Consider the following 26,586-nt stretch of genomic DNA (forward strand, 5'->3'; position numbering starts at 1 on the left):
CGCCCTACGGCGCAAGGGCCTCGAACACAATATTGACAGTGCCGTGGTACTGGCCAGGCCTATAACCACCGTCCGGCTTGATGGCGATGATTCCCAGGCTCACCTGCAACCAACCGCCCGCTTCGGAGGCTGTCGCCACCTGCTGGGTCTGAAGGTTCAAATACACGTCGTTGAACGCCACATGCAGGTCGATGCGCTCGTGACCGTTGGACAGGTATGCCGGCTCCGCGAGACGGGCGCCAACGGCACCGTTAGTGTTACTTACCCGATAAAGCTTCCACAGCGACCCTAACTCTCCGGTGATGGAATTGTAGGGAAGCCTCTGTTCCAAGTGGATCCAGTGACTATCAACAGGATGCACATAGAAACTACGCGCGGGGATGACGACGGAAACCTCAAAGGTTTCCCGTTCAACCGCTCCCCAAGCCGTAAAACTTGAGACCATCATAAAAATGGAAAGGAGCGTACGTGCCAATGTCTCGGACATAATGATTACCTGTGGCGGACGACGGCGAGCCATCAGCCCTTGATCTCGATTTCTTTCTGTTGGTCACCCTCGATCAGGGTGAAGCGGTATTCACGCCCTGGCTGCTTGTCGATGGAGAATGTCTTCCCGGCCATGACGTGATGCTTGAGGGTCGGCTCGCAGTCGTTTGTTTTTTGGACCGAACAGTCCTTGAACTCGTCGATCACCACCACGCTGTTGCCGTTATTGCGCAACGAATAGCGACTGCCGGTGTTATCGATGACGGTCTCGAAACGGGTGTCCTTGGGGCGAACGAAAAACACCGTGCCGTAACCGGCCAAGACCTTCACACCGGCCGCCATGCGTTCTTGCTTGTATTCCTCGCGCTCCTCGGCGCTGACGGCGAACTCATCCTCGGCCTCGGGCACCACCGGCACGAAACGCAGCCGGAAGTAGCGTTCCTTGCTCCGATCGCCCATGAACAACAAGCGGGTGCCCTGCACACCATTGGCCGGCACGATCAGGCGCGCCGGGCTCGCCATCAGGCCATCCCGGGCAATGACACCGGCCTGGTTCTCAACGGGCACTTCTTGATAGCTGCCATCGTCGTTGTAAATAATTTCCAGGACACTGACCTTGACGAACGCAGTAGTCGTTCCGCCGTTGAACACCCGTTTCATGTAGGTGCTCTTGTCGCCTTGAAGGTAGTCATAGACCACGCCGACACTGATCTGCGGCCCAGCCACAGCCACGCTGCAAAACATCGAGAGCCCGACCCATGCCAATAAATGCTTCATTATTTCTTAACCTCATGTATTAAACGTCACTCACCGAATGCTGACGGTAGTCGGGCATTTAAATTTCTGAATTCCATATCACCGTGACGGTGCCGGCATACGTACCAGGGCCCCGATCGATCATGTACGCGAAGTTGGCGCTGTTGATAACAAAGTGCAAAGTTCCGGGTTTACGATCGACAAACCTATCCACGGAAATTTTTTGATTATTCGCCCCCGAAAACAGACGTATACGGTTGATCGGTTGGCCGGTGCTATTGGTAAAACCGTCAGGTAGCGTCATATAGATATACACCGGGACAGTAGCAATGCCGGGGCGGTCTATCCCGCAATCACCTTGCATGTTGTACTGGCACTCAAGATTCATCGTGAAAGGTGCAGACGCCGAGATAAGGAATGTCTGGTCTCGAAACAATTCGGTCGGCCTGACTCCGCTGTCCAACCAGGCTTGCCAGCCCTGCCGTGGTTCCAGCACAACCCGGTCTCCGCCCGGTGGCACTTCAATCTTGAGAACATGCTCGACATCCAATGTGAAATTGACGGTCAGCACCGGATCATTGGGGATCACAACATCACCGAAATCGAAATCCTGCCCCGGCCCCAGGTTTAACGTAAGCGAGCCCTGGTAGCGGCCGCCGGCCATTCCGATGGGGTTGGGCGTACGCAACTCGTAGGCAAGGCTCAAAGACGCGTACTCAAACCGATTAATCGAATATCGGGCCGGTTTGGCACATGCGGCTTCCGTAGGGGTTTTCCAAAAGAACCACAAGGGAGACGGAAAAAAACCGCTCCCGTTCGGCGTGATGCAGGGCGAAGGTGCGTACAGCCAAGAAGAACCAAAAATCATCTGGACGGCGGTAGACTCGTCAACGCCGCCACCCACTATCTCGCTCGCCCGGGGAGTGAGGCTGACGCCTCCGCCTATTCCGACCACGCGGAATTGAAGGTTCTCGGTATGGCCTGTACCGGCATGGGTGACCTGCACCGTACGCCAGTTGGCCGGCGCCTTAACCATCGGACCTTGCCGGGGATTTTGATGATTGGCTTGAATAGGCCCGCCTGAAGCCCCACCGGCCCACCCCAGGCTGAAGATACCCGCCGACTCGCAGTACGCGGGAAACTGCGCGCAATACCCGCTGTTTCGCGTGGTGTTGACGAATGTATTCTCGTTGGGCTTCCCGCTATCCGCCCTGAATTGCGCGGTGATGTCCAGCGTGGCGGCATGAACAGCCGGCAGGCCAGCCAACCAGGCCACCGCAGCCGCACCGCTTGCCAGTCTCCTTAAAAACTTCATCTATACAACCTCATGCATCAAAGCGAATCGTTGCGAGCCGTCGCGGGAAAGCAGCGCAATCCCCGCATTCAAGCGGCTCATGAAGGCCGTTTGGCCGCGACGGCATCGGTAATCGTGGTATCGGCCAGGGTGTCTGGCGTACAGCGCAAGTCACCGATCATCAGCACGTCCCCCTCGTCGCTGGCGTTGTTCGGATCGAGACGGAACTGGCAGAGCAACTGGTTGCCATGGCGCACTTCCAGCGTCGGCGAGCCGGCATTCATTTCCATGGAGAAGAATCCGTCCACCTCGCTCACCCCGCGACTGGCGTGGTTGATGACGTGGTGGCCCTTGAGCGGTTGCCCTTGTTCGTCGAGCAAGCGCCCAAGCACGGTCACGGTTTTCATCACGCTGATCCGGCGGTAATCCACACCGCCCTTGTTCAGGTGATAACGGGTGCGCGACGGTGCGATGTTCGCCGCCGGGGGGTGCACGCCGTCGAAGTCGAAGGTCACCATGCTGTTCTGATAGGCGGTGATCGGCACAAAATTTCGGCCCGGATGCAACACGGTGCTGCCACCGGTCAAGTCATCGGCGCGCAGGACAACGTGGTCCAGGTCGGTTTCCACGTCGACGATCATCCCCGCGCCGCGCCCCTGGGGCTCGCCGGTGAACGCGGCCTTGCTGCCGCCCACGGCCACCGTGCTGCTCAGGTTCAAGCCACCGGCCAGGTTGTCGTTATAGGACGAGCGCTGGACGAAACCGTCGCCATAAAGAGAGTCGGTCTGGAAACTGGCGAGACCGGACAGGCCCACGCCATACGTGTCGGCCAGCACCGTGCCGGAGACACTTTGCAAGACGTGGTCCTCCAGGCTGCGTCGATAGGACAGCAAGGCATTGTTGTCCCGCTCGCCGTCGCGCGACGTGCGGGTGCCTACGCTGCCCGACCAGTACTCGCCCCGCCCGCCCAGCGCAACGCTGACACTCAGGTCGATGCCACGATTACGCTTGTCGCCAGTGCTCGACGTCCCGGGGCGGTCAAACACCGACAGGCGCCAGTTGGCGTCGCTGCCGCGCAGCTTGCCGCGCTGGGTCCAGCCCAAGTCCAGGCCCGTGCCCTGGACATTGCCTTCGCTGTAAGCGACCCGGCCATTCAAGGAGGTCTTGTTGCTCAGCCGATGATTGACCGACAGCGAAGAATTGCTGGTCTGGCCGATGAACACATTGCGCTGGCGGATACGGGTGCCGTCGGGCAAGGTCTCGTAGGTTTTGCGGGTGTCCAGCCAACTGCGGTTGTGGCTGGCGACCAAACTGCCATTGCCGTAACTGTACAAGCCCTGCACATCCATCCCGGTGCCGTACTGCTGGGTCTGATAGACATTGGCGTACAGGCTGGTGCTACTGCCCAGGGTCCAGTCCACCGACGTGCCGACTTGCAATTTATCCTGCACCTGGCGCGTGGAAGCGCCCAGGATCAGCCGGGGATGGAGCAGGTAGTTGATCCCTAGCCCCGCCGTGTTGAAACCCGAGGGCTGGTCTTCCCAGTTGCTCCACAGCCGGGTCTCGCGGCCGGCGAACAGGTTGTAGCGCCAGCGGTCCTCGACATTGGTCCAGTTGTTGGGCTTGTACACCAGCTCCTGGCTGGTGGCGGTGGTTTGCCCGTCCTCGACCAGACGGACTTCCACTTCATAAATCCCGCCGGGCAAGGACCGGGTGTCGAGGCTCTGCAAGCCAGCGCCGACCGCTTGGGTGTTGATCAACAGGCCGTTGCGATAAATCTCCACCGATGCCTGGCGACTGGCGGTGACGTAAATGGGGTAGACGCTGGGCTTGGGATTGTTGATGGCCAGGCTGTCGGAGCTGCCATACATCACGCCCAGCGCGGTGTCGGGGTTGGCGCCGAACGCGCGAATCTGGCGATTCAAGCCATCGGAGCCGGGGGTGAAATAACCCAGGCGAAAAAAACTGCCTTCCAGCTCTCGCTGGGTATAAAGCTCGTGGACGGCGTGGTACAGCTTGTCGTCCGGGCCGCCAAGGCGAGACAGCTGGAGGTCGAGCGATTGGCTCCAGTTACCGATACTGGAACTGGCATTGAGGCCATAACGCCCACCGGTGTCCTGTTCCTGGCCGCCATTGATATTGAGTTGGTTATTGAAGATCAGCCCGAAGCTACCGTCTTGCGGTTGATCGTAATAACGCTTGGTTTCGCTGGTTCGCTCCACGTCTCGGGTGAGGATCGAGACCAAGGAGTTTTCAAGGCTGTAATGCACGGCGAGCAACCCTGACGCGCAGTTGGCTTCGCATGCGCCCAGCGGCTGCCCTCCCTTGAGCAATTGCTCCCATTGGTCACGCTCGACCGGTTTTATCAGGCTGTCCTGGGTGTCGGTGAATTCGAGCAGGGTGACCCGATCATCCCGAGTCAAGACCACCATGGCTTCACCGAGATAGTGTTGATTGAGTTCAACACGAACCGCCAAGGGCACGTCAAAGAAGTGCGATTCGAACTCCGCCGGCAATCCCTTGGCCTGGGATAACAGACTTGTCGGCGTCGTACCGGGGGCAGTCGGCGCGGCCAATGCGTTCGCGCACAACAATAGCGCGAGCGCACCCGCGATGGGTGTCATCGAAAACATCAACGGACTCTCATAATCAGCGAGTGATCAGGGCATTTCAGGTACAGGCCGGTCGGTTGGGGAGGACCGGCCGGCCTGCGGTCATGCCATGGAATGGATGAGTTCCATCAGGCACTGAGTGGCATCAACGCGGAGCGCGAGGTACCGCATCGAAGATGACAGTCATGTCAGCGGCGTACCGGCCAGTCTGGTTGGCCAAGGGCTTGGCCGCGGAGATAAGCATGTCAGCTGCGGTCCCCCCGTTCGACGATGCGTCGTCTACCACTTCTTGAGGCGTGGCGGTCAACGTGACACCGTTGAATGTGGTGGTCAGGGCGATGTCGTTGCTGCCATTGGAGAGCGACTGCGGACCGCCATCAATGTAGGCATGGACCGAACCGTCGGTGTTCTTCACGTCGAAGACCTGTCGCAACGGATTCAAGGTGCTGCTCGCCGGGTTGTAGCCCATGTATTCGTCCTTACCGAAGTTCGGGTTGCGCGGCAGCACGTGGAACGAATTGGTCGGGATGTCCGCAGTGATATGGATGGCCGAGCGCGCATCATCAGCAGCGAATGCCAACGACGAACTCAGTGCGGCGGCAGTCAGGGAGGCGGCGGTTACGAATTGCTTAAGCATGTTGTTAACACCTGTTCTTAGCATAAAGAGAATGGTTGTAATTGCAGACAAAGAGCAACTTTGCCTGCCTGTCCAACGCCGAGCATGATGGACTCTCTTTAACTAAAAAAAAGCAGGGCATTTCCCATAGACACGTAATAAATCCGGAAAATGCAACAACGAAAAAAACGCAAAAATCTATAAAAAACAAGTTCATCTGTCAGAAACAGACCACAATCCGGACCTACACGCTTTTTATCATGACAAATGCCTATTGGCGCTCCCGTGCGCAATGAGCATTGCTGTAAGGTCCGCTCCTGAGAACAACTTATACGTCTCGGCGACAAGATATATCTTAGTTTCAGAATCCTAACAAGACGAAAGATATATCTTTACTCGAGATATATCTTTTTATTTATATGCAGAACGGAGACAGCATATGAAGAACCTTTATTCCCATTCCGCTCCCTCCTTCAAACGCGAACACGACAATTTCGAACCGCGCCCGAAAGGCTCGCGAGGCAACCGGACCCCACGGGTCTTCGCCTCGGGTGATTTAAGAGTGCTGTTATTGGCGCTGATTGCCGAACAGCCTTGCCACGGCTATGACCTGATCCGCCGGATCGAGAAAATCTTCGACGGCGCCTACAGCCCCAGCCCGGGCGTGATCTACCCGACCCTGACGTTTCTGGAAATGAACGCCTTGGTCAGCTGCAGCGTCGAAAATGGAAAAAAAAGCTACAGCGTGACCGATGCCGGACGTCTATCACTGGAGAACCAGGCCAAAGCGCTGGACGAGGTGCACTCGCGCATCGCACTCAGCAAGCGCACATTGCGCGGCCATGACCACCCCCCGGAAATCCATGAAGCGGTGTATAACCTGCGGCATGCGCTGCAAATGCACCACGGCCGTTGGAGCCCGGATGAAATCCTGCGGGTGCGCGACCTGCTCAACGACACCGCCAAAGCCATTGTCGACGGCCCTGGCCGTCCAACCGTTTCGGAGTAGAAGCATGACTGAAGTCGATCCAAACACCATCCACCGCGTCAACCACGAGATCAAACGTCGCCGCCTGCAAGTGCTGCGGGTGGTCGACCTGACACCGCGCATGCGCCGCATCACCGTCGGCGGGCCGGAACTGGCCGGGTTCGCCAGCCTGGGCACCGACGACCATGTGAAACTGCTGTTCCCGCAGAACGCCGAGGAACAGGCCGCCCTGGATAATTTCAACCCCAGCGCGGGCAAGGCCCAAGGCCCGATGCCCGAGATGCGCGACTACACGCCGCGCCGCTATGACCTGGACACCTTGGAGCTGGACATCGATTTCGTGCTCCACGGCGACGGCCCAGCTTCGACTTGGGCCGCCCAGGCCACGCCCGGTCAATATCTCAACATTGCCGGGCCACGGGGATCGATGATCGTGCCGGACATTTTCGACAGCTACCTGCTGGTCGGCGACGAAACTGCCCTGCCCGCCATTGCCCGCCGCCTCGAAGGACTGGCGCCCAACCGGCGTGCCCTGGTGGTGGTGGAGGTGGAAAACGGCGCCGAGCAGCAAATCCTCCAGAGCCCGGCGCAGGTGCACGTGATCTGGGTGCTGCGCGAGGGCCGCCCGGACAACCTCCTGCGCACCGTGCAACAGTTGGACATGCCTGGCGGCAAGCTGTACGCCTGGATCGCGACCGAGAGCAAGGTGTCGCGGCAGATTCGCAAGGTGTTGCTGGAGGAGAAAGGGTTGGATCAGGATTTTGTGAAGGCGGTGGGGTATTGGAAGCTGGATGACAGTGAGGAAGATTGAGGGAGTGGCGGTGCTGAAGTACCCTTCACTGACTGACTGAGCACAGCCTTTGTGGCGAGGGAGCTTGCTCCCGCTGGGCTGCGCAGCAGCCCCCAAAGCAGTCATCTCGACTATCTGATCCACCGAGTTGTCAGGTTTTGGGTCTGCTTCGCAGCCCAGCGGGAGCAAGCTCCCTCGCCACAAAGGCTTCGTTGCCCTTGAGGGTTCACCGACATTCCATCCCCACCAGGTACCCCGCCCCATGCTTTTCCTGCTCGCCTACATCAGCAGCGTCGTGCTGATCAACTTTGCGTTTTCCGCCGCGCCGCACCTGGACATCATCTGGTCGGCCTGGGGCGGACTGGTGTTTATCCTGCGGGACATGGTGCAGACCCGTTTCGGCCATGGCGCCATCGTGGCGATGCTGGCGGCGCTGGTGTTGTCCTATGTGACGTCGGACCCGACCATCGCCCTGGCCAGCGCCACGGCGTTCGCGGTGTCCGAGTGCATCGACTGGCTGGTGTTCACGATCACCAAGCGCCCGCTCCATGACCGGTTGTGGATCAGCTCGGCCCTGAGTATTCCCCTGGATACATTTATTTTCTTCGGCCTGATCGACGCCCTGACGCCCGCCGTGGTGATCACCGCCCTGCTCTCGAAATTCGCCGGGGTCACCGCCGTCTGGCTGATCATGGCCTGGCGTCTGCGCAAACAGGCCGTCGCCGGCTGACGCGGTTCATGTAAAATGCCGCGCTTTCTCCCATGGGAAGCTCGCCCGGCGCGCGCCCCCGATGATCCGCTCCTGTTTGAGGACCTTCAGATGACCCGTATCGGAACCCCATTGTCGCCCACCGCGACCCGCGTTTTGTTGTGTGGCAGCGGTGAGCTGGGTAAGGAAGTGGTGATCGAACTGCAGCGCCTGGGCGTCGAAGTGATTGCCGTGGATCGCTACGCCAACGCACCGGCCATGCAAGTGGCCCACCGCAGCCATGTGATCAACATGCTCGATGGCGCGGCCCTGCGTGCGGTCATCGAGGCCGAGAAGCCGCACTACATCGTGCCGGAAATCGAAGCCATCGCCACCGCCACCCTGGTGGAGCTGGAAGCGGAAGGTTTCACGGTGATTCCTACGGCCCGCGCCGCGCAACTGACCATGAACCGCGAGGGCATCCGTCGCCTGGCCGCCGAAGAGCTGGGCCTGCCCACCTCGCCGTATTTTTTCGCCGACACCGTGGAGGACTACCGCAAGGCCGTCGATACCCTGGGTTTCCCGTGCGTGGTCAAGCCGGTGATGAGTTCCTCGGGCAAGGGCCAGAGCCTGCTGCGCAGCGCTGATGACGTGCAGAAAGCCTGGGACTATGCCCAGGAAGGCGGCCGTGCCGGCAAGGGCCGGGTGATCATCGAAGGTTTTATCGACTTCGACTACGAAATCACCTTGCTCACCGTGCGTCACGTCGGCGGTACCACATTCTGCGCACCGGTCGGCCACCGCCAGGAAAAAGGCGACTATCAGGAATCCTGGCAGCCCCAGGCCATGAGCCCGGTGGCCCTGGCCGAATCCGAGCGCGTCGCCAAGGCGGTGACCGAAGCCCTGGGTGGTCGCGGCCTGTTTGGCGTCGAGCTGTTCATCAAGGGTGACCAGGTATGGTTCAGCGAAGTCTCGCCACGCCCGCACGACACCGGCCTGGTGACGCTGATTTCCCAAGACCTGTCGCAGTTCGCCTTGCATGCCCGCGCCATTCTCGGCTTGCCGATCCCGCTGATCCGCCAGTTCGGCCCGTCGGCCTCGGCGGTGATCCTGGTGGAAGGTCAATCGACCCAGACCGCCTTCGCCAACCTGGGCGTGGCCCTGAGCGAACCGGACACCGCCCTGCGCTTGTTCGGCAAGCCGGAAGTCAACGGCCAGCGCCGCCTGGGCGTGGCCCTGGCCCGCGATGAATCCATCGAAGCCGCCCGCGCCAAGGCGACCCGGGCTTCCCAGGCCGTGAAAATCGAACTGTAAAGCCCAGGGCTGAGTTCAAGTCCTAGGCTGAGCACGATCCCCTGTGGCGAGGGAGCTTGCTCCCGCTGGATGCGTCAGCATCCCCTGTGGTGGGATGGCTGGCAAAGCAGGGGGCCGCTTCGCAGCCCAGCGGGAGCAAGCTCCCTCGCCACAAAAGCTCGGTGGTATTAAAAAAGGCGACACCCTTGCGGGTGTCGCCTTTTTCATGGGCGCCGGTTGGGCTTAATCCGGCAGCTTGTAGGCAATCACATAATCACCCTGCTTGGTGCCCAGGGAACCGTGACCACCGGCAACGACCAGCACGTATTGCTTGCCGTCCTTGCCGGTGTAGGTCATCGGCGTGGTCTGGGCGCCGGCGGGCAGGCGGCCTTCCCACAGCTGCTTGCCGTTCTTCACGTCGTAGGCACGCAGGTACTGGTCCAGCGTGCCGCTGAGGAACGCCAGGCCGCTGGCGGTGGTGAACGTGCCACCCAGGCTCGGGACGCCCATGCTCAGCGGGATCGGAACCGGCGAGCTGTCGCGCACGGTGCCGTTCTTGTGTTTCCACAAGGTCTTGTTGTTGGTCAGGTCCACGGCCGCGACATAACCCCACGCAGGGGCCTGGCACGGCAGGCCCATGGGCGAGAGCAGCGCTTCGAGGATCACGCCATAGGGCGCGCCCTTGTTCGGCTGCACGCCTTCGGTTTCGCTCTTGCGACCCGGGCCACCGGCCACTTCCGCCGCCGGCACCAGTTTCGACTTGAATGCCATGTAGCTCGGGTTGACGAACGCGATCTGGCGCACCGGGTCGACCGAAATGCCGCCCCAGTCGAACACGCCGAAGTTACCCGGATAGACGATCGAGCCTTGCAGCGACGGCGGCGTGAACATGCCGTCGTAACGCAAGGACTTGAAGTCGATCCGGCACAGCATCTGGTCGAACGGCGTCACGCCCCACATGTCGCGTTCCTGAAGGACCGGCGGCACGAAGTTCAGGTCGGACATCGGCTGGGTCGGCGAGGTGAAGTCGCCTTCCACCGCGCCTTGCGGCACCGGGATCTCCTTGATCGGCACGATCGGCTGGCCGTTGCTGCGGTCCAGCACGTAAATGCTGCCCTGCTTGGTCGACGCCAGGACGGCCGGTTTAACGCCATCGGCGGTCTTCAGGTCCATCAGGGTCGGTTGACCGCCGACGTCCATGTCCCACAGGTCGTGGTGGGTGAACTGGAAGTACCAGCGCACCTTGCCGGTGGCGATGTCCAGGGCGGTCAGGCCGGCGGCGTATTTCTCCGATTCCGGTGTGCGGAATCCACCGAACTGGTCAGGGGTCTGGTTGCCCATCGGCAGGTAGAGCATGCCGAGTTTTTCGTCGACGCTGAACATGGACCACATGTTCGGCGAGTTGCGGGTGTAGGTCTTGCCTTCGGCAATCGGCGTGGTGTCGTCGGGGTTGCCGCTGTCCCAGTTCCACACCAGCTTGCCGGTGTGCACGTCGTAGGCACGGATGACACCGCTTGGCTCGTCGGTGGAAACGTTATCGGTGACGTGACCGCCGATCACCACCAGGTTTTGGGTGACCGCCGGTGGAGACGTGGAGTAGTAACCACCGGCCGTGAAACCGCCGATGTTGGCGGTCAGGTCGACCTGGCCCTTGTCGCCGAAGTCTTCACACATCTTGCCGGTGTCGGCGTTGAGGGCGATCAGGCGGGTGTCGGCGGTCGGCAGGAAGATCCGCCGTGGGCACACAGTGCTGGCCGGCGTGGTGCTGGCGGTGCCGGTCGGGCTCTGCTCGGCGGAGGCGTACACGGCGTCATCGTGGTAGGTCACGCCACGGCAGGTCATGTGGGCCCAACCCTTGAAGTTTTCCGCTTTTTGCGTGGAAAGCTTCGGATCGAAACGCCAGATTTCCTTGCCGGTCTCAGGCTCCAGGGCAATCACCTGGCTGTGCGGCGTGCACACGTAGAGCATGCCGTTGACCTTTAACGGGGTGTTTTCGGCGGTGGTTTCACCCGGGTCGTTCGGCCCTGGAAGGTCGCCGGTGCGATAGGACCAGGCTTCCTTCAACTTGCCGACGTTCTCAGGGGTGATCTGCGCCAGCGGCGAATAGCGGTCGCCATGGGCACTGCGCCCGTAGGAGTTCCAGTCGCCGTCCGGCATGGCCGGTGCGGTGTTGGCCATGCCCGGCACGCTGTCGCGGTCCAGTTGGCCCTTGATCTCACCCGGGTTAGTGAACTGGCTGGCGAGCGCGGCGATACCGGCGATGACCACGGCGGCACCCAATGCGCGGGTGCCCATGGCCGAGGCATCGGCGGTCAACAGCGGGCGACGGAACCACGGCAGCAACATGACGATGCCCAGGGCAAACAGCATCGCCAGGCGCGGCACCAGCTGCCACCAGTCCAGGCCTACTTCCCAGAGTGCCCACACGGTGCTGGCGAACAGCACCAGCGCGTACAGGCCCAAGGCCGCGCGACGGGCCATGATCAGCAACACGCCGGTCAGCGCCAGGCCGATACCGGCCAGCAGGTAATACAGCGAGCCGCCGAGCGTGCTCAGCTTGATTCCTCCGGCCAGCAGGGCCAGGCCCATCAATAGAAGCAGAATGCCGAGCAAGCTCGGTAGCAGACGGCTTCGACTCAAAGCACCCTCAGTGCTCATAGTGTGATTCTCCGTGTCGTTTTGAGGAGTCCCGCGCAAGTAGTCACTTTAGATGACGATCTTGAGGGGCCATGGTTCAGTTGAAAAAAGGCAAATTCGGTTGCCGCGATCCCTTGTGGGAGCGAGCTTGCTCGCGATGGCGGCGTGTCAGTCGTCTGGCAGGTTGAATGTGCAATGGCTATCGCGAGCAAGCTCGCTCCCACAGGAACCCATTGAGACAGCGCTGTCTTACAGGATCTGAACATTGAGCATTTTTTGATCTTTCAGCAGGGAGTGAGCTGTACGCAGAGGCTCTGGCACACCAGAAGAAGCGTTTCAGCAAGCGGCGCAAGGATAATGTCCAGTTACAAATAGAGAAAGCGCTTTTATTGACATGAATCATTTCGGATTCAGTAACAGTGCGCCTGGCTCGGGAGGTCACGATGAAGGCTATGCTTTCCACCACAAGGGCACCTCGGCTAAGGTGCGCGGCTTTACCCTTTTCCCGCGAAGGCCTCCGATGACCGAACCCAACAACAACCCGCTGCACGGCGTGACGCTGGAGCAGATCCTCAATGCCCTCGTGCAGCATTACGAATGGTCCGGCCTGGCTGAGCGCATCGATATCCGCTGCTTCAAGAGCGACCCGAGCATCAAGTCGAGCCTGACCTTCTTGCGCAAGACGCCTTGGGCGCGGGAGAAAGTCGAGCGCCTGTACATCAAGCTGATGCGCACCAAACGGCCGGTCTGAATAGCCGTGGGGATTGTCAGAGGTCCTCACCTCACCCTGCGACAGCGCTTCGTGTCGGTGGCGGCGCTGCTGGCCTGGGCGGGGTTGAGCATCCAGCTATATCTGATTCTGCTGGGCCGCTGGGAACTGGGCGCGAGCCTGCTGGGCGGGTTGGTGAGTTTTTTCAGCTTCTTTACGGTGCTGACCAACCTGTTGGTGGCGGTGGTGCTGACCTGGGAGCTGACCCCGCGCCCCTCCCCGGCCCGACGCTGGTTCCTCAGGCCCAGTGTACGCAGCGGCATCGCCGTAAGCATCGCCCTGGTCAGCCTGGCCTACAACCTGTTGCTGCGCCATCTCTGGCAACCCGAAGGCTGGCAGTTCGTGGCCGATGAATTACTGCATGACGTGGTGCCGTTGCTGTACATCGCCTATTGGTGGCGGTGCGTGCCCAAAGGCAGCTTGCGCCTGGGCCACATCGGGCTGTGGATGATCTACCCCTTGGTCTATTTCGCCTATGTCCTGCTGCGCGGGGATTTGCTGGCGGCCTACCCCTACCCTTTCATCGACGTGGCGAGCCTGGGTTATCCACAGGTGTTCATCAATGCCGGGGGGATATTGGCAGGGTTTGTCGGGATTGCGCTGGGGGTGGTGGGGTTGGATCGGTGGTTAGGCATCAAGGAAAAACCGTGACCCCCTGTGGGAGCGAGCTTGCTCGCGATAGCGGTGGGTCAGCTTGAGGCATTGTTGAATGTGCCGCCGCCATCGCGAGCAAGCTCGCTCCCACAGGGGGTTTGTGTTCACAAGTGGATATCACCGCCTCGCCGGCAACATCCACACCAACCCACTGGCCTTGGCCCGTTCATGACACAACGCCAAAACCGCGCGTCGCTCCTCGTTGTCCATCCGGCTCCAACGGGTAATCTCGGCCACGGTGCGCTGGCAGCCGGTGCAGATGTCGTCATCGTCCAGCGCGCAGATATTCACGCAGGGCGACGGCACCGGGCGTTCAATGGCGCTCATGGTTCCTGCTCGACCAGGTCGCGGGCGTAACGCTGGGCGTTGTGCACATAGTGCGCCGCGCTGGCCACGAGCATGTTCTTCTGGGCCTCGGTCAATTCGCGCACCACCTTGCCGGGCGAGCCCATCACCAGCGAGCCGTCGGGAATCTCCTTGTTTTCGCCGATCAGCGCGTTGGCGCCAATGATGCAGTGTTTGCCGATCTTCGCGCCGTTGAGGATCACCGCGTTGATGCCGATAAGGCTGTAGTCGCCTACCGTACAGCCATGGAGCATGGCGTTGTGGCCAATGGTCACGCCGGTGCCGATGGTCAGTGGATAACCCATGTCGGTGTGCATCACCGTGCCGTCCTGCACATTGCTGTCCTTGCCGATCAGGATCAGTTCGTTGTCGCCACGCAGCACGGCGTTGAACCAGACACTGGCGCCCTCTTCGAGGCGGACCTTGCCCACCAGCGTGGCGTTGGGCGCGACCCAGCTCTGTGGATGGGTTTCGACACGGGCATCGCCCAGGCGATATTTCATGGGAATCCTCGGGGCATCAGGTATTGATGAAACTCTTTGGCGGGGTGTGCAGGTCGATATCGGCGTCGTACAGCAGGTTGACCAACTCGACGATCATGATCGCTGTCAGCCCCCAGATCTTGTAACCCTCGAAACGATAGCTGGGCACGTACCAGCTGCGGCCCTGGTAGTCGATGCGGTGGGTGTGCTCGCGCGGATCCTTGCGGAAAAACTCCAGCGGCACGCTGAACACTGCGGCGATCTCGGCGTCGTTGGCTTGGTATTCGACGTAATCCGGGATCACGCCGACGTAAGGCGTGACCTTGATTCCGTGCAACGAAATCAGTGGACTGAGGGGACCGATCACCTCCACCAGGCCGGGGGGCAGGCCGATTTCCTCTTCCGCTTCGCGCAGGGCGGTGAAAATCAGGTCGGGGTCTTCCGGGTCTCGACGTCCGCCGGGGAACGCCACTTCGCCGCCGTGGGTCGACAGACCGCTGGCGCGCAGGGTCAGTACCAGTTCCGGCTCATCACTGCGAGTGATCGGCACCAGCACCGCCGCTTCAGGGAAACGCCGATCGGTCTCCAGATCGCGCGGCGTATGGTTGGTTACTCGATGCAGTAGCTCGTCCAGCATGAGACTTCTCGATTTATTCGCTGCCTAGCATCATGCACCAATCACGCAAGCGGCCCAAGCCCCGGACCGCGTCATGTCGCGAAACGACAACTTGCCGATACCGCCCCGTACACGCCAAGATAGGCGCAGCCTCCAGGAATCCAAGCATGAAATTCTGCAGCCAGTGCGGTAACCCGGTGACCCAGCGCATACCCGAGGGCGACTCGCGACTGCGCTTTGTCTGTGACACTTGCCATACCATCCATTATCAGAACCCCAATATCGTTGCCGGATGTGTACCGACTTGGGGCAGCAAAGTCCTGTTGTGCCGACGCGCCATCGAGCCACGGCGCGGTTATTGGACACTGCCGGCGGGCTTCATGGAGAACGGCGAAACTGTCGAGCAGGCCGCGGTGCGCGAAACCGCCGAGGAAGCCTGCGCCCGGGTGCGCAACCTGAGCATCTATACGCTGATCGACGTCCCGCATATCAGCCAAGTCCATGTATTCTTCCGCGCCGAGCTGGTGGACGAGGATTTCGCCGCCGGGCCCGAAAGCCTGGAAGTGCAGCTGTTCGAAGAGGCCGACATTCCCTGGGACGAGCTGGCTTTCCGCACAGTGGGCCGTACCCTAGAATACTTCTACGCTGATCGGCGAGCCGAAGACTACCCGGTGCGATCCGAGTCGATACCGCCGCTGGCCCAGCCTGCCAATACTTGAAAATCCAATATAGCCGCGACACCTCTAGGGATATCGTTTCAATGCGCTGGTTGCTTGTCCTGTTCTGCTTGTCGTTCACCGCTGTGTCCCAAGCCGCTGCCGTGGGAACCTACAACGGCAAGGTCATCGAAAAAGTGCTGGTGCTAAAGTCCGCCCATCAATTGCAATTGATCAACGACGGCAAGCCCCTCAAGACCTATCGCATCTCCCTGGGCAAGGGCGCCAAGAAAGGCCCCAAGCTGATCGAGGGCGACAAGCGTACCCCCGAGGGTTTCTACTGGATCGACTGGCGCAAGATCAGTGACCGGTTCTATTTGTCGATGCACATCTCCTACCCCAACATCAGCGACGCCGCCCGCGCCCGTCGCGAGGGCGTTGAACCGGGCGGCATGATCATGATTCATGGCACCCCGGATTCGGAAGAGAACCCTGAACAGTTGTTCCACACCCTGGACTGGACCGACGGCTGCATCGCCATGCGCAATGTGGACATGCGTGAGGTGTGGAACCTGGTGCCGGATGGGACGATGATCGAGATTCGGCCGTAGCCCCCTTTCTTGCGGCGAGAAGCTTCTGTGGCGAGGGAGCTTGCTCCCGCTGGGTTGCGCAGCAATCCCCTTGGCAAACAACTCAATCTGCCTGACACACCGAGTTGCCTGGCTTGAGGGCCGCTTCGCAGCCCAGCGGGAGCAAGCTCCCTCGCCACAGGGTTTGGTGTCGATTGGCCTATCTGTCGACGACACGAAACCATGGTGGGCGAGCCTGCTCCGGGCGGCGATCCGACGATGAGGCCTGCAACGATGGCATCAAGTCCGAAGCTCAACCCGGTCCAAGGCCTTGTTCGCCAGCAACGTCCCCAGTTCGATCATTTGCGCCACCCCCGACGCCACATGCCGCCGTGAGCCGTCCAAATCAAACATGAGGTCGCTAAGCACTGCATTGGCCGAGGCCAGGGTTTCGCTGAGGTTGGCTAGCAGGGTTTCGGTGTCAACGCTGTCCGATACGGTGAACAACTGCACCGGGGGTTGGGGTTCTGGTTCGCTGTCGTCGGGTTTGAGGTAATGATCCATCGCGCGGTCGGCGGCTTCTTTCAGCTTGTCGGGGGCGTAGTCGCCGTAGGGGAAGGTGGAGGCGGGTTTTGGAGGGTTGGGGGTTTCTTTGATCATTTAAAGCTCCTGATTCAATGGAGCCACCATTCTTCGCGGTCAAACAAAAAAGGGCAGCTGTACGCGGGTTGACCGACCGGGAATCAGATACCGGCACGTCCGAAGACGTCCCACGCACAGCTGCCGCGACACGATACCTCAGACGAAAGAAAAACGCCTGAACTAGGTCTTGGAACACTGGCGTGTCTAGATTCTCGGACGGTCAAATCCGGTCGCTGAATTGGCAGCGACACTCAAAGGCTAGGCCCCTCGCTTCCGAGGGGCAACCTTAAAAACATGTCGGAAACTTCAGGGCGTCTGACAGACCATCCATCTCGTCAGGGATGTTTCGCACATAGCTTGGGAGGAGTCTTTTTTGAATTGGTACATATCACGCACCTCTCTTGTGTCCGCACTGAAGTAGCGCCCACACACGATAGGTGCGTGACGATACATCTGCGAAAAAGCAGCCAGCCGACGATGGCTACCCAGCGCGATCGGCATAGTGATTACTACCGGCTTACAGTGACCACTCATTCGAAAGTGACTCTGCCTGTTTCAGCACCAACTCCACGGCATCTGGTTGCTGGTCTGGCGGGTATTTCCACCGCTGCAAACAACGACGCACCAAAATGCGCAGTTTCGCCCGGACGCTCTCACGAACCTGCCAATCGATAGTCGTACTGGCGCGCAGCTTCTCGGTAAGCTCCGCTGCGATTTTCTTGAGCGTCTCGTCACCCAACTCGCGCACCGCGCTTTCGTTGTTGGCCAATGCATCGTAGAAGGCAATTTCATCGTGACTCAGACCCAGCGCGGCTTCCCGCTCAAGCGCGGCCTTGAACTCCTTGGCCATCTGGATCAACTCTTCAATGACCTGCGCTGTTTCGATAGCGCGGTTGTGATATTTGCGCAGCGTCTCCAGCAAGCGGTCGCCGTACTTCTTCTCCTGGACCACGTTGTTGCGCGCGCGCGCCTTAACTTCGTCACGCAACAGTTTTTCCAGCAGCTCCACGGCTAGGTTGCGGCTTTCCATCTGCCGCACGTCCTCCAGGAACTCATCTGAGAGCAGGCCGATGTTAGGCTTATCCAGCCCAGCCAACGCAAAAATATCGTCTACGCCATCCGAGATGATGGCATTGTCCAAAATCTGCTTGAGCGCGCTGTTCTTCTCGGCATCGCTGCGCTTCTTATCGACAGTGGTGAACTTGGTAATGGCCGCCTTGATGGCCGAGAAGAAGGCAATCTCCTTACGCAGTGGCGCGGCTTCATCCAACGTGCCACACAACGAAAAGGACTTAGTCACCGCCAACATGGTGTCGAGGAAGCGTGTTTTCCCGTCCTTGAGGCCCAGAATATGGTTGGCAACGGGCACCAGTAGTTCGAGTGGCCGGACCTCAAATGCGCTGTAGTCGAAGCCGTGCATCATTCCTCGCACGATATCCATCTTCTCCAACAGCACAGCCAATGCTTCAGCAGAGTTGTGTGTGGGGTCACCCTTACCTTTGGCGTCGGTATAAGTCTTCAGCGCCGCTTTCAGCTCGTTGGCGATGCCGATGTAATCCACCACCAGGCCACCAGGCTTGTTCTTAAACACCCGGTTGACGCGGGCAATGGCCTGCATCAGATTGTGCCCTTTCATAGGCTTATCGATGTACATGGTGTGGCAACACGGCGCGTCAAAGCCTGTCAGCCACATGTCCCGCACAATCACCAACTTCAACGGGTCTTTCACGTCTTTAAAGCGAGTTTCTAGCCTTTTTTTCACCTGCTTGCTGTAAAGGTGCGGCTGCAGCAGAGCCTTGTCAGCAGCAGAGCCCGTCATGACAATCTTGATAGCCCCTTGCTCGGGGTCATCGCTATGCCAATCAGGGCGCAAACTTACGATGGTATTGTAGAGATGGGCGCAAATGTCGCGACTCATACACACGATCATGGCCTTGCCGTCTGCCACAGATACGCGCACCTCAAAGTGCTCGATCAGGTCTCGCGCTACCTGCTGCAGGCGAGGCTCTGAACCCACAAGCTTTTCCAGCGCGGCCCACTCGCCTTTGGTTTTTTCTCGGCTGACGATATCTTCTTCGTCTTCAACAACCTCTTCAACCCGCTCATTGAGCGTGTCGATTTCGGCTTGGTTCACATCCAGCTTGGCCAGTCGGCTTTCGTAGAAAATCGGCACTGTTGCGCCATCATCCACGGCATCCTGAATGTCGTAGATGCTGACGTAATCACCAAACACTTGGCGGGTATCACGGTCTTCCAAGGCAATGGGCGTACCTGTAAAACCAAGGAAGGTGGCGTTTTTCAATGCATCGTGCAGATGTTTTGCATAACCAAATACATACTTGCCGGTCTTGGTGTCCAACCGGCCTTTGCTGCCGTACTGGCTGCGATGGGCCTCATCGGAAATCACCACGATATTGGTGCGATCAGAGAGCAACGGATGCTTCTGTTCATCCTCCAGCAGCGCGAATTTTTGCACCGTGGTGAAGATAATGCCGCCCGCCTCGCGTGAAGCCAGCATCTCGCGCAACTCATCGCGGTCACCGGCTTGCTGTGGAGTGGTTTTGAGCAAGTCACTGGCGGCGCAGAAGGTGCCGAATAACTGGCCGTCTAGGTCGTTGCGGTCGGTCACGACGACCAATGTAGGGTTCTTCATCTCGGGCTGCTGCAACAGCTTGCCCGCATAGCAGGCCATGGTGATGCTCTTGCCCGAACCCTGCGTGTGCCACACCACCCCCGCTTTGCGTGAGCCCGGCTGCACCTCTTTGGCATAGGTCGCACGCTCTTCGTGGACCGCCAGCACCCTTTTATCCGCATGTTGGGAGGCAATTACCGTGGCGCGCACAGCCTCACGCACCGCATGAAACTGGTGATAGCCGGCAATTTTTTTGACGATGCTGTCGCCATCCTGCTCGAACAGCACGAAGTGCCGAACGTAATCCAGAAACAACTCAGGCTTGAAGAAGCCACGCACCGCCGTCTCCAGCTCCATCTGCAGACGCGGTCGGTCGTCTTCGTTGAGGATGGTGCGCCAGGGCAGCATACGTTCGGCATTCGCCGTGAGCGAGCCTACCCGCGCCGTCCAGCCATCACTCACCACCAAGGCGGCGTTGCTGTTGAACAGATCACTGATTTCGTCCTTGTATGTTTGCAGCTGATTAAAGGCGTCCCACACGTCCGTTTGTTCGTTGGCGGGGTTCTTCAGCTCCACCACGGCCAGCGGTAAGCCATTGACGAAGGCGATCAAGTCGGGCCGGCGTGGCTGTCTTGTACCCGTAATGGTGAATTGGTTCACCACCAGAAAGTCGTTGTTGCTAGGTTGGGCAAAGTCGATGAAGTACACCCAGTCCTGCTTCTTCTGCTCACCGATTTCAAACTCCACCGCCACACCGCTGAGTAACAAACGGTGCACGCTGCGGTTGCGCAGCACCATCTGCGGCTCGCTCACCGTTTGCAGCGCATGCACGGCCTGTTCAAGGGCGGCAGCTGGAATCTGCGGGTTGATTCGCGCCAGTGCAGCCAGCAGGCGCTCTCTCAAAACCACCTGACGGTAGTCGGTACGCTCGGGGGCGCTGCTATCCGGCGCGATGTCCGGGCCGTGGGCGAATCGCCAGCCAATCTGCTGGAACCAGTTCAGGCACAGTTCTTCGAGTTGCTGTTCGTTCAACATGTGAAACCCTTACGCCTTCCTGGGCTAGCTGGCCAACGCCCCGGTTTGTGATGAAATAAGAAAATCCATATAAATCAATGACCTAATTGCAATCCGGCAACCAAACAGATTTGCGATGAAATGGCGGCTACGCCCATGCCGGTATATACCGCGCATAGCGTCTTGAATCCGGCGCGTTCGGGTCGCTCTTGACCAACCCCTGCTCCATGGTCGCGGTAATGATCTGCGAAATCGTGTTGCTACTGCCCTCAGGCAGGCCAAAGCGCTCGCGCAAAGACTGATTGGTCATCTGTTTGCGCAGCACATACTGCAAAACACAGTGCTGGAAGCAGGCGCGAACTCGGTCGCTGCCATTCATCTCGCGGAACGAACGGGGGCCGTGAATCACCACAATCGTGCGGCGGTGGCTGGTTAAAAACTCAGGGGCCGGAAGCTGCATCAACTCAGCCGCTTCGATCACCCGATCAATGCCGCTGCTCTTTTCTTCGCAAATCCCGAAACGTCGCATCAGGTCGGCTAACCGCTCGTTGCGGGACTGATAACCATCGATAAAGCGTTCAACCGGCACGATGGGCTCTCCTGGGTTGGAGATCTCCACGCGGTTGCTGAAAACCTCCACTACAGGAGAGGTGCCGCCCATATCAAAATCCTGGTGAATCAGAGCATTGGCGAGCAACTCTCGCACCACCACTTCGGGCAGCAACTTGACCTCTTTGCGAATCGCCCCTTCGATCACCTCGTTCTGCGGCAACTTGCCCATCACATACTGCACCAACCCGGCAAAGCCTACGGCATAGCCCTTTTCGCCGGTCACATCCGAGACGGTCTGCATCTTGGATTCGCCGGCATACAGGATCACACGCGCAGCCTTACGGCTGATGTCGGGGAACTGCCGCATATTCTTGGCCAGCAGTACAGCGCCAATATGCAAGATGTTGAAACCGGCCGAGGTGCGCTCAATCAAACGTTCATCCAGTAAGCGAGCCAGCACACCCTCCTGGTCGGTGGGGTAAGGCAAGCGTATCAAGTCGAAGAAGGTCTGGGTATCGAGCAACTGCACCACATCTTGCGCAGACACATCCTTGAGCGAGGGATTCTCCAGCCAGCTGGGCTGCCCTTCCGCGAAAATCTTGCGCAGCTGATCCTCGCTCATCGGCACCAACTCTTCGCCGGAGCGCATCAGATAAGCGCCATCATGATGGTACGCCGTGCCCTTGGGCCGCGCCGGAATACTGAACACCACAACCCGCCCCTCCGGGTGAGCAACGGCTTCTACATCGACGCGAAAACCCACCCAGTGGAACAGCTTCTCGGCGATATCCTGGTTGTCCGGAAACGCTTGGCTGCCCACCACGGCGCGTGGCGGTTTGTCTGCAATACCGAGCACCAGATGCCCGCCGCCCTCGTTGGCAATGGCTACGCAGTAGCGGCACAACTTGGTGGTGTCGTATTGATTGCGCGCCTCTTTAAATTCGAGGTTCTGGGTTTCGGAGGCGATGCCGCGCCAGATGTCGATTTGTGCGGGTGACGTGCTCATGTAAATACCACCTGTTTACGCGCTACGGCGATGGCCAGCCTAAGAATCTGCTCCAGCAGGATGTGATCCGGCTTACCCTCAGCATCGAGAGGCGTCATATACCAAAGAGGCCGAATCTTAAGCTGCAACAACCGGGCTTCCTTGCGGGCTCGCTCTTGCGGTGTTGCGGGTTCATTGAGCAGGGCAAAGTGATCGGGGATTTCAAATGCCGCTTCATCGACCACTGATTTGAACAGATCGAGCGTCTTGTCCTGCTCCAGGCTACAGCCCAAGAACAGCAGCGAGTGACTGATGAAGATTTGCCGCAACGCCCGAGGTAACTGGTTTTTGAACGCGAAGGGCTCGCCCCCGGCCCCACCGTAGGCCTCCTGATATTGCACCTGGGTAAACACATGGGTGTTGGCCTGCCCGGCGTCTCCGTGCAGCTTCAGAATGCAACGCTCACCGCGCAACAGCCGTTGTACGAAGTTATTACCCGCTTGCATGCCGTGCATATAGCCGTCCAGCGGCCGAGCCTTTTCTCGAAACAGGTCTTCGATGACCGTATCGAAATTGGTGGTGACGATACAGCCGTTGGCGAGATCAGGCAGCAGCGTGATCGGTCCGGTGATCGCCCCACGCTGGCGAAACTCGGTCTTGATAAAATGCCGCACAATTTCTGCGTCCGTTTCATGCAGCACTTGCGCGGCTTGCAGGTAGTCGTACTGCGCCATCAGCGGCTCGATGTCCTGTACATCCAGGCCACCCAGCTTTTGTGCGATCTTGCGCAGCGCCTCACCCCACATCGGATATCCGCAGGGTTTGGAGAGCCCCGCACCGACAAACGGCGCGATTCGCCCGGAGCGAATGGCATCCACAAGGTCGAGAAAGACTGCTTGCTGATCGGAGTCCTTGATAAAGGCTGTTGCCGCCTCGTGCTGATTGACCTGACACTGGCCTTCCCAGTGATCCAGCTCATCCAGATAGGCATCACGCTCAACCCAGTACAAGGCATCGCTTACATTGATCAGGTACTCGTGTTCCGGGTCGCGCAGGCTTTTAAATGCTAGCGGCTCAGCCTCATCGAGGACCGCATTGAATTCCTGATTCGACGAATATGCCGCCTGCAAGGCTTCCTCGACCTTGTCCACGATAAGCTTGTTTTCACGGAGCTTTTTGATATCCATCATGCGGCCCCGGCAGGTTCGGCGAGTGCTTCGACAGACAACTCGCCGGAGAGCAGTTTTGGGAGAAGGGTGTTACGCAGTTCGTCGAGGACACGCATCTGTTGAGCGAAGCGTTGCACCTGTCGAAACAGAGGGGCAGTTGCGGTTTGAAATGCTGCCAGCAGCAAGGGGCCTGGGGTCAACAAAGTCAAGGACTCAATGTGCGCCTTGGTGATGGCCTCGCGCGACGCGCCTGCATTCAGGCCGAGTAAATAGCTTTTAATCTCCGGTCGCAGCAGGTGCATGTGAATGAAACGCGGCGGTACGCCGGCCTTGGCCCGGATGATCGCCACGTGCTGATTCACTCGGGCCGGAAGTGCATCAGGCTCGACAACACAGGTCCGCAGAATCGACGCACCAGTGATGTTGAGCAGGACATCGTCCTCTTGAACCGTGACACCCTTGAGCTGGGTGGCGGCTTCGTCCGAAATGCGGGCCAAGCCCTCCCAGACAAACAAGCTATCGTAGACGTTTTGGCTGCGAATGAGCGCCACGCCCTCTTCGAGGTAAACCTCTTTGCCGCCTCGCGGTGTTGAACCGCTGCCAATCTTGTCCGTGAGCTGCGCCAGCGCTTCGTGACTCCAACCCTTGGGAATCTCCCCCAACTCTGACGCTTCCATTTCGTCAGGAAACAGCACGGCAGTGGCGGCGAGTTGTTCGTATTGCTCGTTCGGCAGCGCATTGAGTTCAGCGTCAGGTTTGCCGCTGATGGCGCACATCGCAGCGCGAAGCGGGTCGCGACCTTCGGCCTGGGCGGCAATTTTGGCTTTGACTGGGTCGAAATCGACAAACCATGATTTGAAGATGGCTTGTGCCGTGGCTTCGAGGGTTTGGTTGATGCGGCAGTTGAGATCAATCTTGGAGTCGAGGCTACTGAGAACCCTGACAATACTCTTTTGAACGGTTTTCCCAGGAAGACGAACTTTCGCGAGATGCAGGTGGTTCCTGTTAAGCCCAGGTACCGCCCCCTTATCTGAATACGCCTGGAAGTCGAGGGTCCTCAGGAGGTAGCTGATGAACCGAGGGTCGTTGTCTTTGAAGTCGCGGACGTAGAGGGTCGTATTCAGAGGCCAATAGTCCTCATCGACGTAGAACACTTCACCAATGGTTCCATATCGGCCAGTCACGACTCCAGGGCCTTCGACCATGGCCTCAGAGTGGAAATCGCTCACGCCTGATGAGGAGACGATAGGCACGCTCCCAGGCATACGCTTGCCCTTGGGCAAGTCGTAGCCACGTTTCAACTCGATCACGTCACCGAGCGAAAGATCTTTCCATTCAACGTCAGAATCCATAACCCAATCCTGCCAAGCTCTTCTTGATCTCACCCTCCAACTTCGCGCTCTCCGAAAACTGCTCAGCCAATTGCGCCGTTAGTCGCGCCATCTTATCGGCGAAGGCTTCGCCGTCCTCTTCCTGCTCTTCGGCGCCCACATAGCGCCCTGGCGTTAGCACATGCTCGTGCTTGCGAATATCGTCCAGCGAGGCCGAATAGCAGAAGCCTGGCACGTCTTCATAACCCTCGCTGTGCTGCCAAGCATGGAAGGTGTCGGCCACCTTCTGGATGTCGTCCAGGGTGAAGTCGCGCAGCACGCGGTCTTTCATATAGCCGAGCTGGCGGGCGTCGATAAACAGGAACTGCCCCCGCCGGTCGCGCTTCTTTTTGTCCAAGTTAAAGCCGTTGGCTTTGTCTTTGGTCAGGAACCAGATACAGGCCGGTATCTGCGTATTGGTGAATAACTGGCCGGGCAGAGCGACCATGCACTCCACATAGTCGCGCTCGATCAGCTGCTTGCGGATTTCCCCTTCGTTATTGGTGTTGCTGCTCATCGAGCCATTGGCCAGAAGCAGCGCCATGCTGCCAGTAGGGGCCAAGTGGTAGAGCATGTGCTGCAGCCAGGCAAAGTTGGCGTTGCCTTGCGGTGGCGTGCCCGCCAGCCAGCGGGGGTCTTTTTCCAGCTTGGCGTTCCACCACTCCTTCATATTGAAGGGCGGGTTGGCCATCACGTAGTCGGCGCGCAGGTCAGGGTGCAGGTCGTTTTGCAGGGTGTCGCCGGGCTGGCCGCCAAAGTTGAAGTCGAGCCCACGGATGGCCATGTTCATGGCCGCCAGCTTCCAAGTGGTGGGGTTGTGCTCCTGCCCGTAGACGCTGATCTGGCCGGTTTTTCCGTTTGCTACCTTGCCGCCGTGCTCGGCGACAAATTCCTCACTTTGCACGAAGAAGCCACCCGAGCCCATGGCTGGGTCGTACACCCGACCCTTGAAGGGCTGCAGCATCTCTACGATCAGCGTAACGATGCTTTTGGGCGTGTAGTACTGGCCGCCCCTTTTGCCTTCGGCGAGGGCGAACTGGCCGAGAAAGTATTCATAAACGTGGCCGAGGATATCCTTGCTTTTCAGGTTTAACGGCTGGCCGTTATAGCTGGGCTGGCTGAAGTTCGTGTCGGAGAAATGCGCGATCAGATCAGCCAACTTGTGGCTGTCGGGCTGGGTGCGGGAAAACTCCTTATTGAGCACGTTCTTGAGTTTGGTGTTCTCGCGTTCGATGGCCTCCATAGCATTGTCAATCAGCCAACCAACGGTGCGCATCTTGTCTGGCACCATCTCCAGTTCACCCGCCGCATTACGTAGGTAGCGGCCATCACTGTCGCGTTTGGGTACGAGCCACGGCAGTTCACTGCCCGGTGGCAGTTGCGCCAACTCACGCAGCGTTTGCCAGCGCGCTTCAAAGGGCACCCAGAAGACGTTTTTCTCGGTGTAGTAGTCGCGCACTTCAAGCTCGGCGGCGACATTCTCTTCGTACTCGTCGCTACCGAGGTCGCCGTAGTCCGCCGGATCCATATAGTAATCGTCGGCGGGGTTGGTGAGTTGTGCGCGTAGCTCGCGTTGGCGCTCCTCGAAGGCATCGGATACGTACTTGAGGAAAATCAGGCCGAGCACCACATGCTTGTAAACCGATGCATCCAGGGCAGAACGCAGCTTGTCAGCGGCCGTCCAGAGCTTCTTTTCAAGCTCGGTGAAGAATTGTTGTTCGATGGGGTGCATCTGATCATTCCCTAATAGCTAGGCCCCGCTATCTTCAGCGGGGCGTGTCCAGCGAAATTCGTGCTCACCGCATCGCTTAGTGCTGGGCGGTTATAGTGCGCGGAAAGATACACGCTGTGGCCCTGTAACCGCCACAGCAAATGGCTTGTCGAGCCACTAACAACGGCATCTGGTTGTTCTCTGCCAGTCACTTCCTCGGCGTAAATTGGCCAAGGCAGCCGATATCCATTGCTGCGGTA

23 protein-coding genes are annotated in these 26,586 nt (G+C 59.1%); 8 read left to right on the forward strand and 15 right to left on the reverse strand.

The features are described from left to right. Positions 1-4: 4 nt before the first annotated feature. The 5 genes from J3P85_RS23505 to J3P85_RS23525 all read right to left on the reverse strand — a co-directional run bounded on the left by J3P85_RS23505 (position 5) and on the right by J3P85_RS23525 (position 5,785). Positions 5-487 (reverse strand): CS1 type fimbrial major subunit, encoded by a 483-nt coding sequence (locus J3P85_RS23505; RefSeq protein WP_434703710.1) that lies wholly within the window; start codon positions 485-487, stop codon positions 5-7. 32 nt (positions 488-519) lie between these two features. Continuing rightward, entirely contained in the window at positions 520-1,263 is a 744-nt protein-coding gene (locus tag J3P85_RS23510; protein WP_434703711.1) for a molecular chaperone, read from the reverse strand. Between the two features lie 58 nt (positions 1,264-1,321). Continuing rightward, positions 1,322-2,557, reverse strand: coding sequence for a hypothetical protein (locus tag J3P85_RS23515; protein ID WP_434703712.1), 1,236 nt, complete (start codon positions 2,555-2,557; stop codon positions 1,322-1,324). Positions 2,558-2,634: 77 nt separating this feature from the next. Next, on the reverse strand, positions 2,635-5,169 hold the full coding sequence (locus J3P85_RS23520) for a CS1-pili formation C-terminal domain-containing protein (RefSeq protein ID WP_434703714.1): 2,535 nt from the start codon (positions 5,167-5,169) through the stop codon (positions 2,635-2,637). Positions 5,170-5,293: 124 nt separating this feature from the next. Next, positions 5,294-5,785, reverse strand: a complete 492-nt coding sequence (locus J3P85_RS23525; RefSeq protein WP_434703716.1) for a CS1 type fimbrial major subunit — start codon at positions 5,783-5,785, stop codon at positions 5,294-5,296. 418 nt (positions 5,786-6,203) lie between these two features. Here J3P85_RS23525 and J3P85_RS23530 point away from each other — a divergent pair, with 418 nt between their 5' ends. The 4 genes from J3P85_RS23530 to purT all read left to right on the forward strand — a co-directional run bounded on the left by J3P85_RS23530 (position 6,204) and on the right by purT (position 9,544). Further along, a complete protein-coding gene (locus J3P85_RS23530; RefSeq protein ID WP_434703717.1) occupies positions 6,204-6,773 on the forward strand; it encodes a PadR family transcriptional regulator in 570 nt (189 codons plus the stop codon). A gap of 4 nt (positions 6,774-6,777) precedes the next feature. Next, positions 6,778-7,563 (forward strand): siderophore-interacting protein, encoded by a 786-nt coding sequence (locus tag J3P85_RS23535; RefSeq protein ID WP_434703719.1) that lies wholly within the window; start codon positions 6,778-6,780, stop codon positions 7,561-7,563. A 241-nt stretch (positions 7,564-7,804) separates the two neighbouring features. Continuing rightward, entirely contained in the window at positions 7,805-8,272 is a 468-nt protein-coding gene (locus tag J3P85_RS23540) for a preQ0 transporter (RefSeq protein ID WP_186709959.1), read from the forward strand. 90 nt (positions 8,273-8,362) lie between these two features. Next, a complete protein-coding gene (gene purT / locus J3P85_RS23545) occupies positions 8,363-9,544 on the forward strand; it encodes a formate-dependent phosphoribosylglycinamide formyltransferase (protein ID WP_434703720.1) in 1,182 nt (393 codons plus the stop codon). 222 nt (positions 9,545-9,766) lie between these two features. On the opposite strand, the gene J3P85_RS23550 is transcribed toward purT, so the two are convergent. Beyond that, the gene (locus J3P85_RS23550; protein WP_207966777.1) at positions 9,767-12,181 is read right to left on the reverse strand and encodes a glucose/quinate/shikimate family membrane-bound PQQ-dependent dehydrogenase; all 2,415 of its coding nucleotides are present in this window, start codon (positions 12,179-12,181) and stop codon (positions 9,767-9,769) included. Between the two features lie 499 nt (positions 12,182-12,680). Here J3P85_RS23550 and J3P85_RS23555 point away from each other — a divergent pair, with 499 nt between their 5' ends. Next, on the forward strand, positions 12,681-12,911 hold the full coding sequence (locus J3P85_RS23555; RefSeq protein ID WP_003205228.1) for a VF530 family DNA-binding protein: 231 nt from the start codon (positions 12,681-12,683) through the stop codon (positions 12,909-12,911). 6 nt (positions 12,912-12,917) lie between these two features. Beyond that, positions 12,918-13,580 carry a Pr6Pr family membrane protein gene (locus J3P85_RS23560; RefSeq protein WP_434703721.1) on the forward strand — a complete coding sequence of 221 codons (663 nt, stop codon included), beginning with the start codon at positions 12,918-12,920 and terminating at the stop codon, positions 13,578-13,580. A gap of 120 nt (positions 13,581-13,700) precedes the next feature. On the opposite strand, the gene J3P85_RS23565 is transcribed toward J3P85_RS23560, so the two are convergent. From J3P85_RS23565 to J3P85_RS23575, 3 genes are read right to left on the reverse strand one after another with little or no spacing between them, the layout of a single operon-like run. Continuing rightward, complete coding sequence (locus J3P85_RS23565; RefSeq protein WP_411385531.1) at positions 13,701-13,910, reverse strand: DUF1289 domain-containing protein; 210 nt, start codon at positions 13,908-13,910, stop codon at positions 13,701-13,703. Then, the gene (locus J3P85_RS23570; RefSeq protein ID WP_186705191.1) at positions 13,907-14,431 is read right to left on the reverse strand and encodes a gamma carbonic anhydrase family protein; all 525 of its coding nucleotides are present in this window, start codon (positions 14,429-14,431) and stop codon (positions 13,907-13,909) included. The genes J3P85_RS23565 and J3P85_RS23570 overlap by 4 nt, the downstream gene beginning before the upstream one ends. A 16-nt stretch (positions 14,432-14,447) precedes the next feature. After that, positions 14,448-15,047, reverse strand: a complete 600-nt coding sequence (locus J3P85_RS23575; RefSeq protein WP_250966037.1) for a CoA pyrophosphatase — start codon at positions 15,045-15,047, stop codon at positions 14,448-14,450. Between the two features lie 146 nt (positions 15,048-15,193). Between J3P85_RS23575 and J3P85_RS23580 the strand changes: the two genes are divergently transcribed. Together J3P85_RS23580 and J3P85_RS23585 are read left to right on the forward strand one after the other, a co-directional pair. After that, entirely contained in the window at positions 15,194-15,745 is a 552-nt protein-coding gene (locus J3P85_RS23580) for an NUDIX hydrolase (RefSeq protein WP_434703722.1), read from the forward strand. A gap of 41 nt (positions 15,746-15,786) precedes the next feature. Beyond that, on the forward strand, positions 15,787-16,293 hold the full coding sequence (locus tag J3P85_RS23585; protein WP_250966036.1) for a L,D-transpeptidase family protein: 507 nt from the start codon (positions 15,787-15,789) through the stop codon (positions 16,291-16,293). Between the two features lie 258 nt (positions 16,294-16,551). Here the strand turns inward: J3P85_RS23585 and J3P85_RS23590 are convergent, their stop codons facing one another. From J3P85_RS23590 to J3P85_RS23615, 6 genes are all read right to left on the reverse strand, one after another. Next, positions 16,552-16,911 carry a DUF6124 family protein gene (locus tag J3P85_RS23590; RefSeq protein WP_434703723.1) on the reverse strand — a complete coding sequence of 120 codons (360 nt, stop codon included), beginning with the start codon at positions 16,909-16,911 and terminating at the stop codon, positions 16,552-16,554. A gap of 499 nt (positions 16,912-17,410) precedes the next feature. Beyond that, positions 17,411-20,560: a type I restriction endonuclease subunit R gene (locus J3P85_RS23595; RefSeq protein ID WP_434703724.1), complete on the reverse strand. Its 3,150-nt coding sequence runs from the start codon at positions 20,558-20,560 to the stop codon at positions 17,411-17,413. 127 nt (positions 20,561-20,687) lie between these two features. Continuing rightward, positions 20,688-22,097 carry an ATP-binding protein gene (locus J3P85_RS23600; protein WP_434703725.1) on the reverse strand — a complete coding sequence of 470 codons (1,410 nt, stop codon included), beginning with the start codon at positions 22,095-22,097 and terminating at the stop codon, positions 20,688-20,690. After that, entirely contained in the window at positions 22,094-23,266 is a 1,173-nt protein-coding gene (locus tag J3P85_RS23605) for an SIR2 family protein (RefSeq protein WP_434703726.1), read from the reverse strand. Before J3P85_RS23605 ends, J3P85_RS23600 begins: the two co-directional genes overlap by 4 nt. Continuing rightward, on the reverse strand, positions 23,263-24,597 hold the full coding sequence (locus tag J3P85_RS23610; RefSeq protein ID WP_434703728.1) for a restriction endonuclease subunit S: 1,335 nt from the start codon (positions 24,595-24,597) through the stop codon (positions 23,263-23,265). The genes J3P85_RS23605 and J3P85_RS23610 overlap by 4 nt, the downstream gene beginning before the upstream one ends. Beyond that, positions 24,587-26,347 (reverse strand): type I restriction-modification system subunit M, encoded by a 1,761-nt coding sequence (locus J3P85_RS23615; protein ID WP_434703729.1) that lies wholly within the window; start codon positions 26,345-26,347, stop codon positions 24,587-24,589. The genes J3P85_RS23610 and J3P85_RS23615 overlap by 11 nt, the downstream gene beginning before the upstream one ends. Positions 26,348-26,586: the final 239 nt, after the last annotated feature.

Origin of the sequence: Pseudomonas sp. Z1-12 (assembly GCF_051132015.1) — a bacterium.
Taxonomy (GTDB): domain Bacteria; phylum Pseudomonadota; class Gammaproteobacteria; order Pseudomonadales; family Pseudomonadaceae; genus Aquipseudomonas; species Aquipseudomonas zanjanensis.

Excerpts from the sequence above, each read along its gene's own strand:
- J3P85_RS23505 (WP_434703710.1), bottom strand. The coding sequence starts at position 487 with ATGTCCGAGACATTGGCACGTACGCTCCTTTCCATTTTTATGATGGTC.
- J3P85_RS23510 (WP_434703711.1), bottom strand. The coding sequence starts at position 1,263 with ATGAAGCATTTATTGGCATGGGTCGGGCTCTCGATGTTTTGCAGCGTG.
- J3P85_RS23515 (WP_434703712.1), bottom strand. The coding sequence starts at position 2,557 with ATGAAGTTTTTAAGGAGACTGGCAAGCGGTGCGGCTGCGGTGGCCTGG.
- J3P85_RS23520 (WP_434703714.1), bottom strand. The coding sequence starts at position 5,169 with ATGTTTTCGATGACACCCATCGCGGGTGCGCTCGCGCTATTGTTGTGC.
- J3P85_RS23525 (WP_434703716.1), bottom strand. The coding sequence starts at position 5,785 with ATGCTTAAGCAATTCGTAACCGCCGCCTCCCTGACTGCCGCCGCACTG.
- J3P85_RS23530 (WP_434703717.1), top strand. The coding sequence starts at position 6,204 with ATGAAGAACCTTTATTCCCATTCCGCTCCCTCCTTCAAACGCGAACAC.
- J3P85_RS23535 (WP_434703719.1), top strand. The coding sequence starts at position 6,778 with ATGACTGAAGTCGATCCAAACACCATCCACCGCGTCAACCACGAGATC.
- J3P85_RS23540 (WP_186709959.1), top strand. The coding sequence starts at position 7,805 with ATGCTTTTCCTGCTCGCCTACATCAGCAGCGTCGTGCTGATCAACTTT.
- purT (WP_434703720.1), top strand. The coding sequence starts at position 8,363 with ATGACCCGTATCGGAACCCCATTGTCGCCCACCGCGACCCGCGTTTTG.
- J3P85_RS23550 (WP_207966777.1), bottom strand. The coding sequence starts at position 12,181 with ATGAGCACTGAGGGTGCTTTGAGTCGAAGCCGTCTGCTACCGAGCTTG.
- J3P85_RS23555 (WP_003205228.1), top strand. The coding sequence starts at position 12,681 with ATGACCGAACCCAACAACAACCCGCTGCACGGCGTGACGCTGGAGCAG.
- J3P85_RS23565 (WP_411385531.1), bottom strand. The coding sequence starts at position 13,910 with ATGAGCGCCATTGAACGCCCGGTGCCGTCGCCCTGCGTGAATATCTGC.
- J3P85_RS23570 (WP_186705191.1), bottom strand. The coding sequence starts at position 14,431 with ATGAAATATCGCCTGGGCGATGCCCGTGTCGAAACCCATCCACAGAGC.
- J3P85_RS23575 (WP_250966037.1), bottom strand. The coding sequence starts at position 15,047 with ATGCTGGACGAGCTACTGCATCGAGTAACCAACCATACGCCGCGCGAT.
- J3P85_RS23580 (WP_434703722.1), top strand. The coding sequence starts at position 15,194 with ATGAAATTCTGCAGCCAGTGCGGTAACCCGGTGACCCAGCGCATACCC.
- J3P85_RS23585 (WP_250966036.1), top strand. The coding sequence starts at position 15,787 with ATGCGCTGGTTGCTTGTCCTGTTCTGCTTGTCGTTCACCGCTGTGTCC.
- J3P85_RS23590 (WP_434703723.1), bottom strand. The coding sequence starts at position 16,911 with ATGATCAAAGAAACCCCCAACCCTCCAAAACCCGCCTCCACCTTCCCC.
- J3P85_RS23595 (WP_434703724.1), bottom strand. The coding sequence starts at position 20,560 with ATGTTGAACGAACAGCAACTCGAAGAACTGTGCCTGAACTGGTTCCAG.
- J3P85_RS23600 (WP_434703725.1), bottom strand. The coding sequence starts at position 22,097 with ATGAGCACGTCACCCGCACAAATCGACATCTGGCGCGGCATCGCCTCC.
- J3P85_RS23605 (WP_434703726.1), bottom strand. The coding sequence starts at position 23,266 with ATGATGGATATCAAAAAGCTCCGTGAAAACAAGCTTATCGTGGACAAG.
- J3P85_RS23610 (WP_434703728.1), bottom strand. The coding sequence starts at position 24,597 with ATGGATTCTGACGTTGAATGGAAAGATCTTTCGCTCGGTGACGTGATC.
- J3P85_RS23615 (WP_434703729.1), bottom strand. The coding sequence starts at position 26,347 with ATGCACCCCATCGAACAACAATTCTTCACCGAGCTTGAAAAGAAGCTC.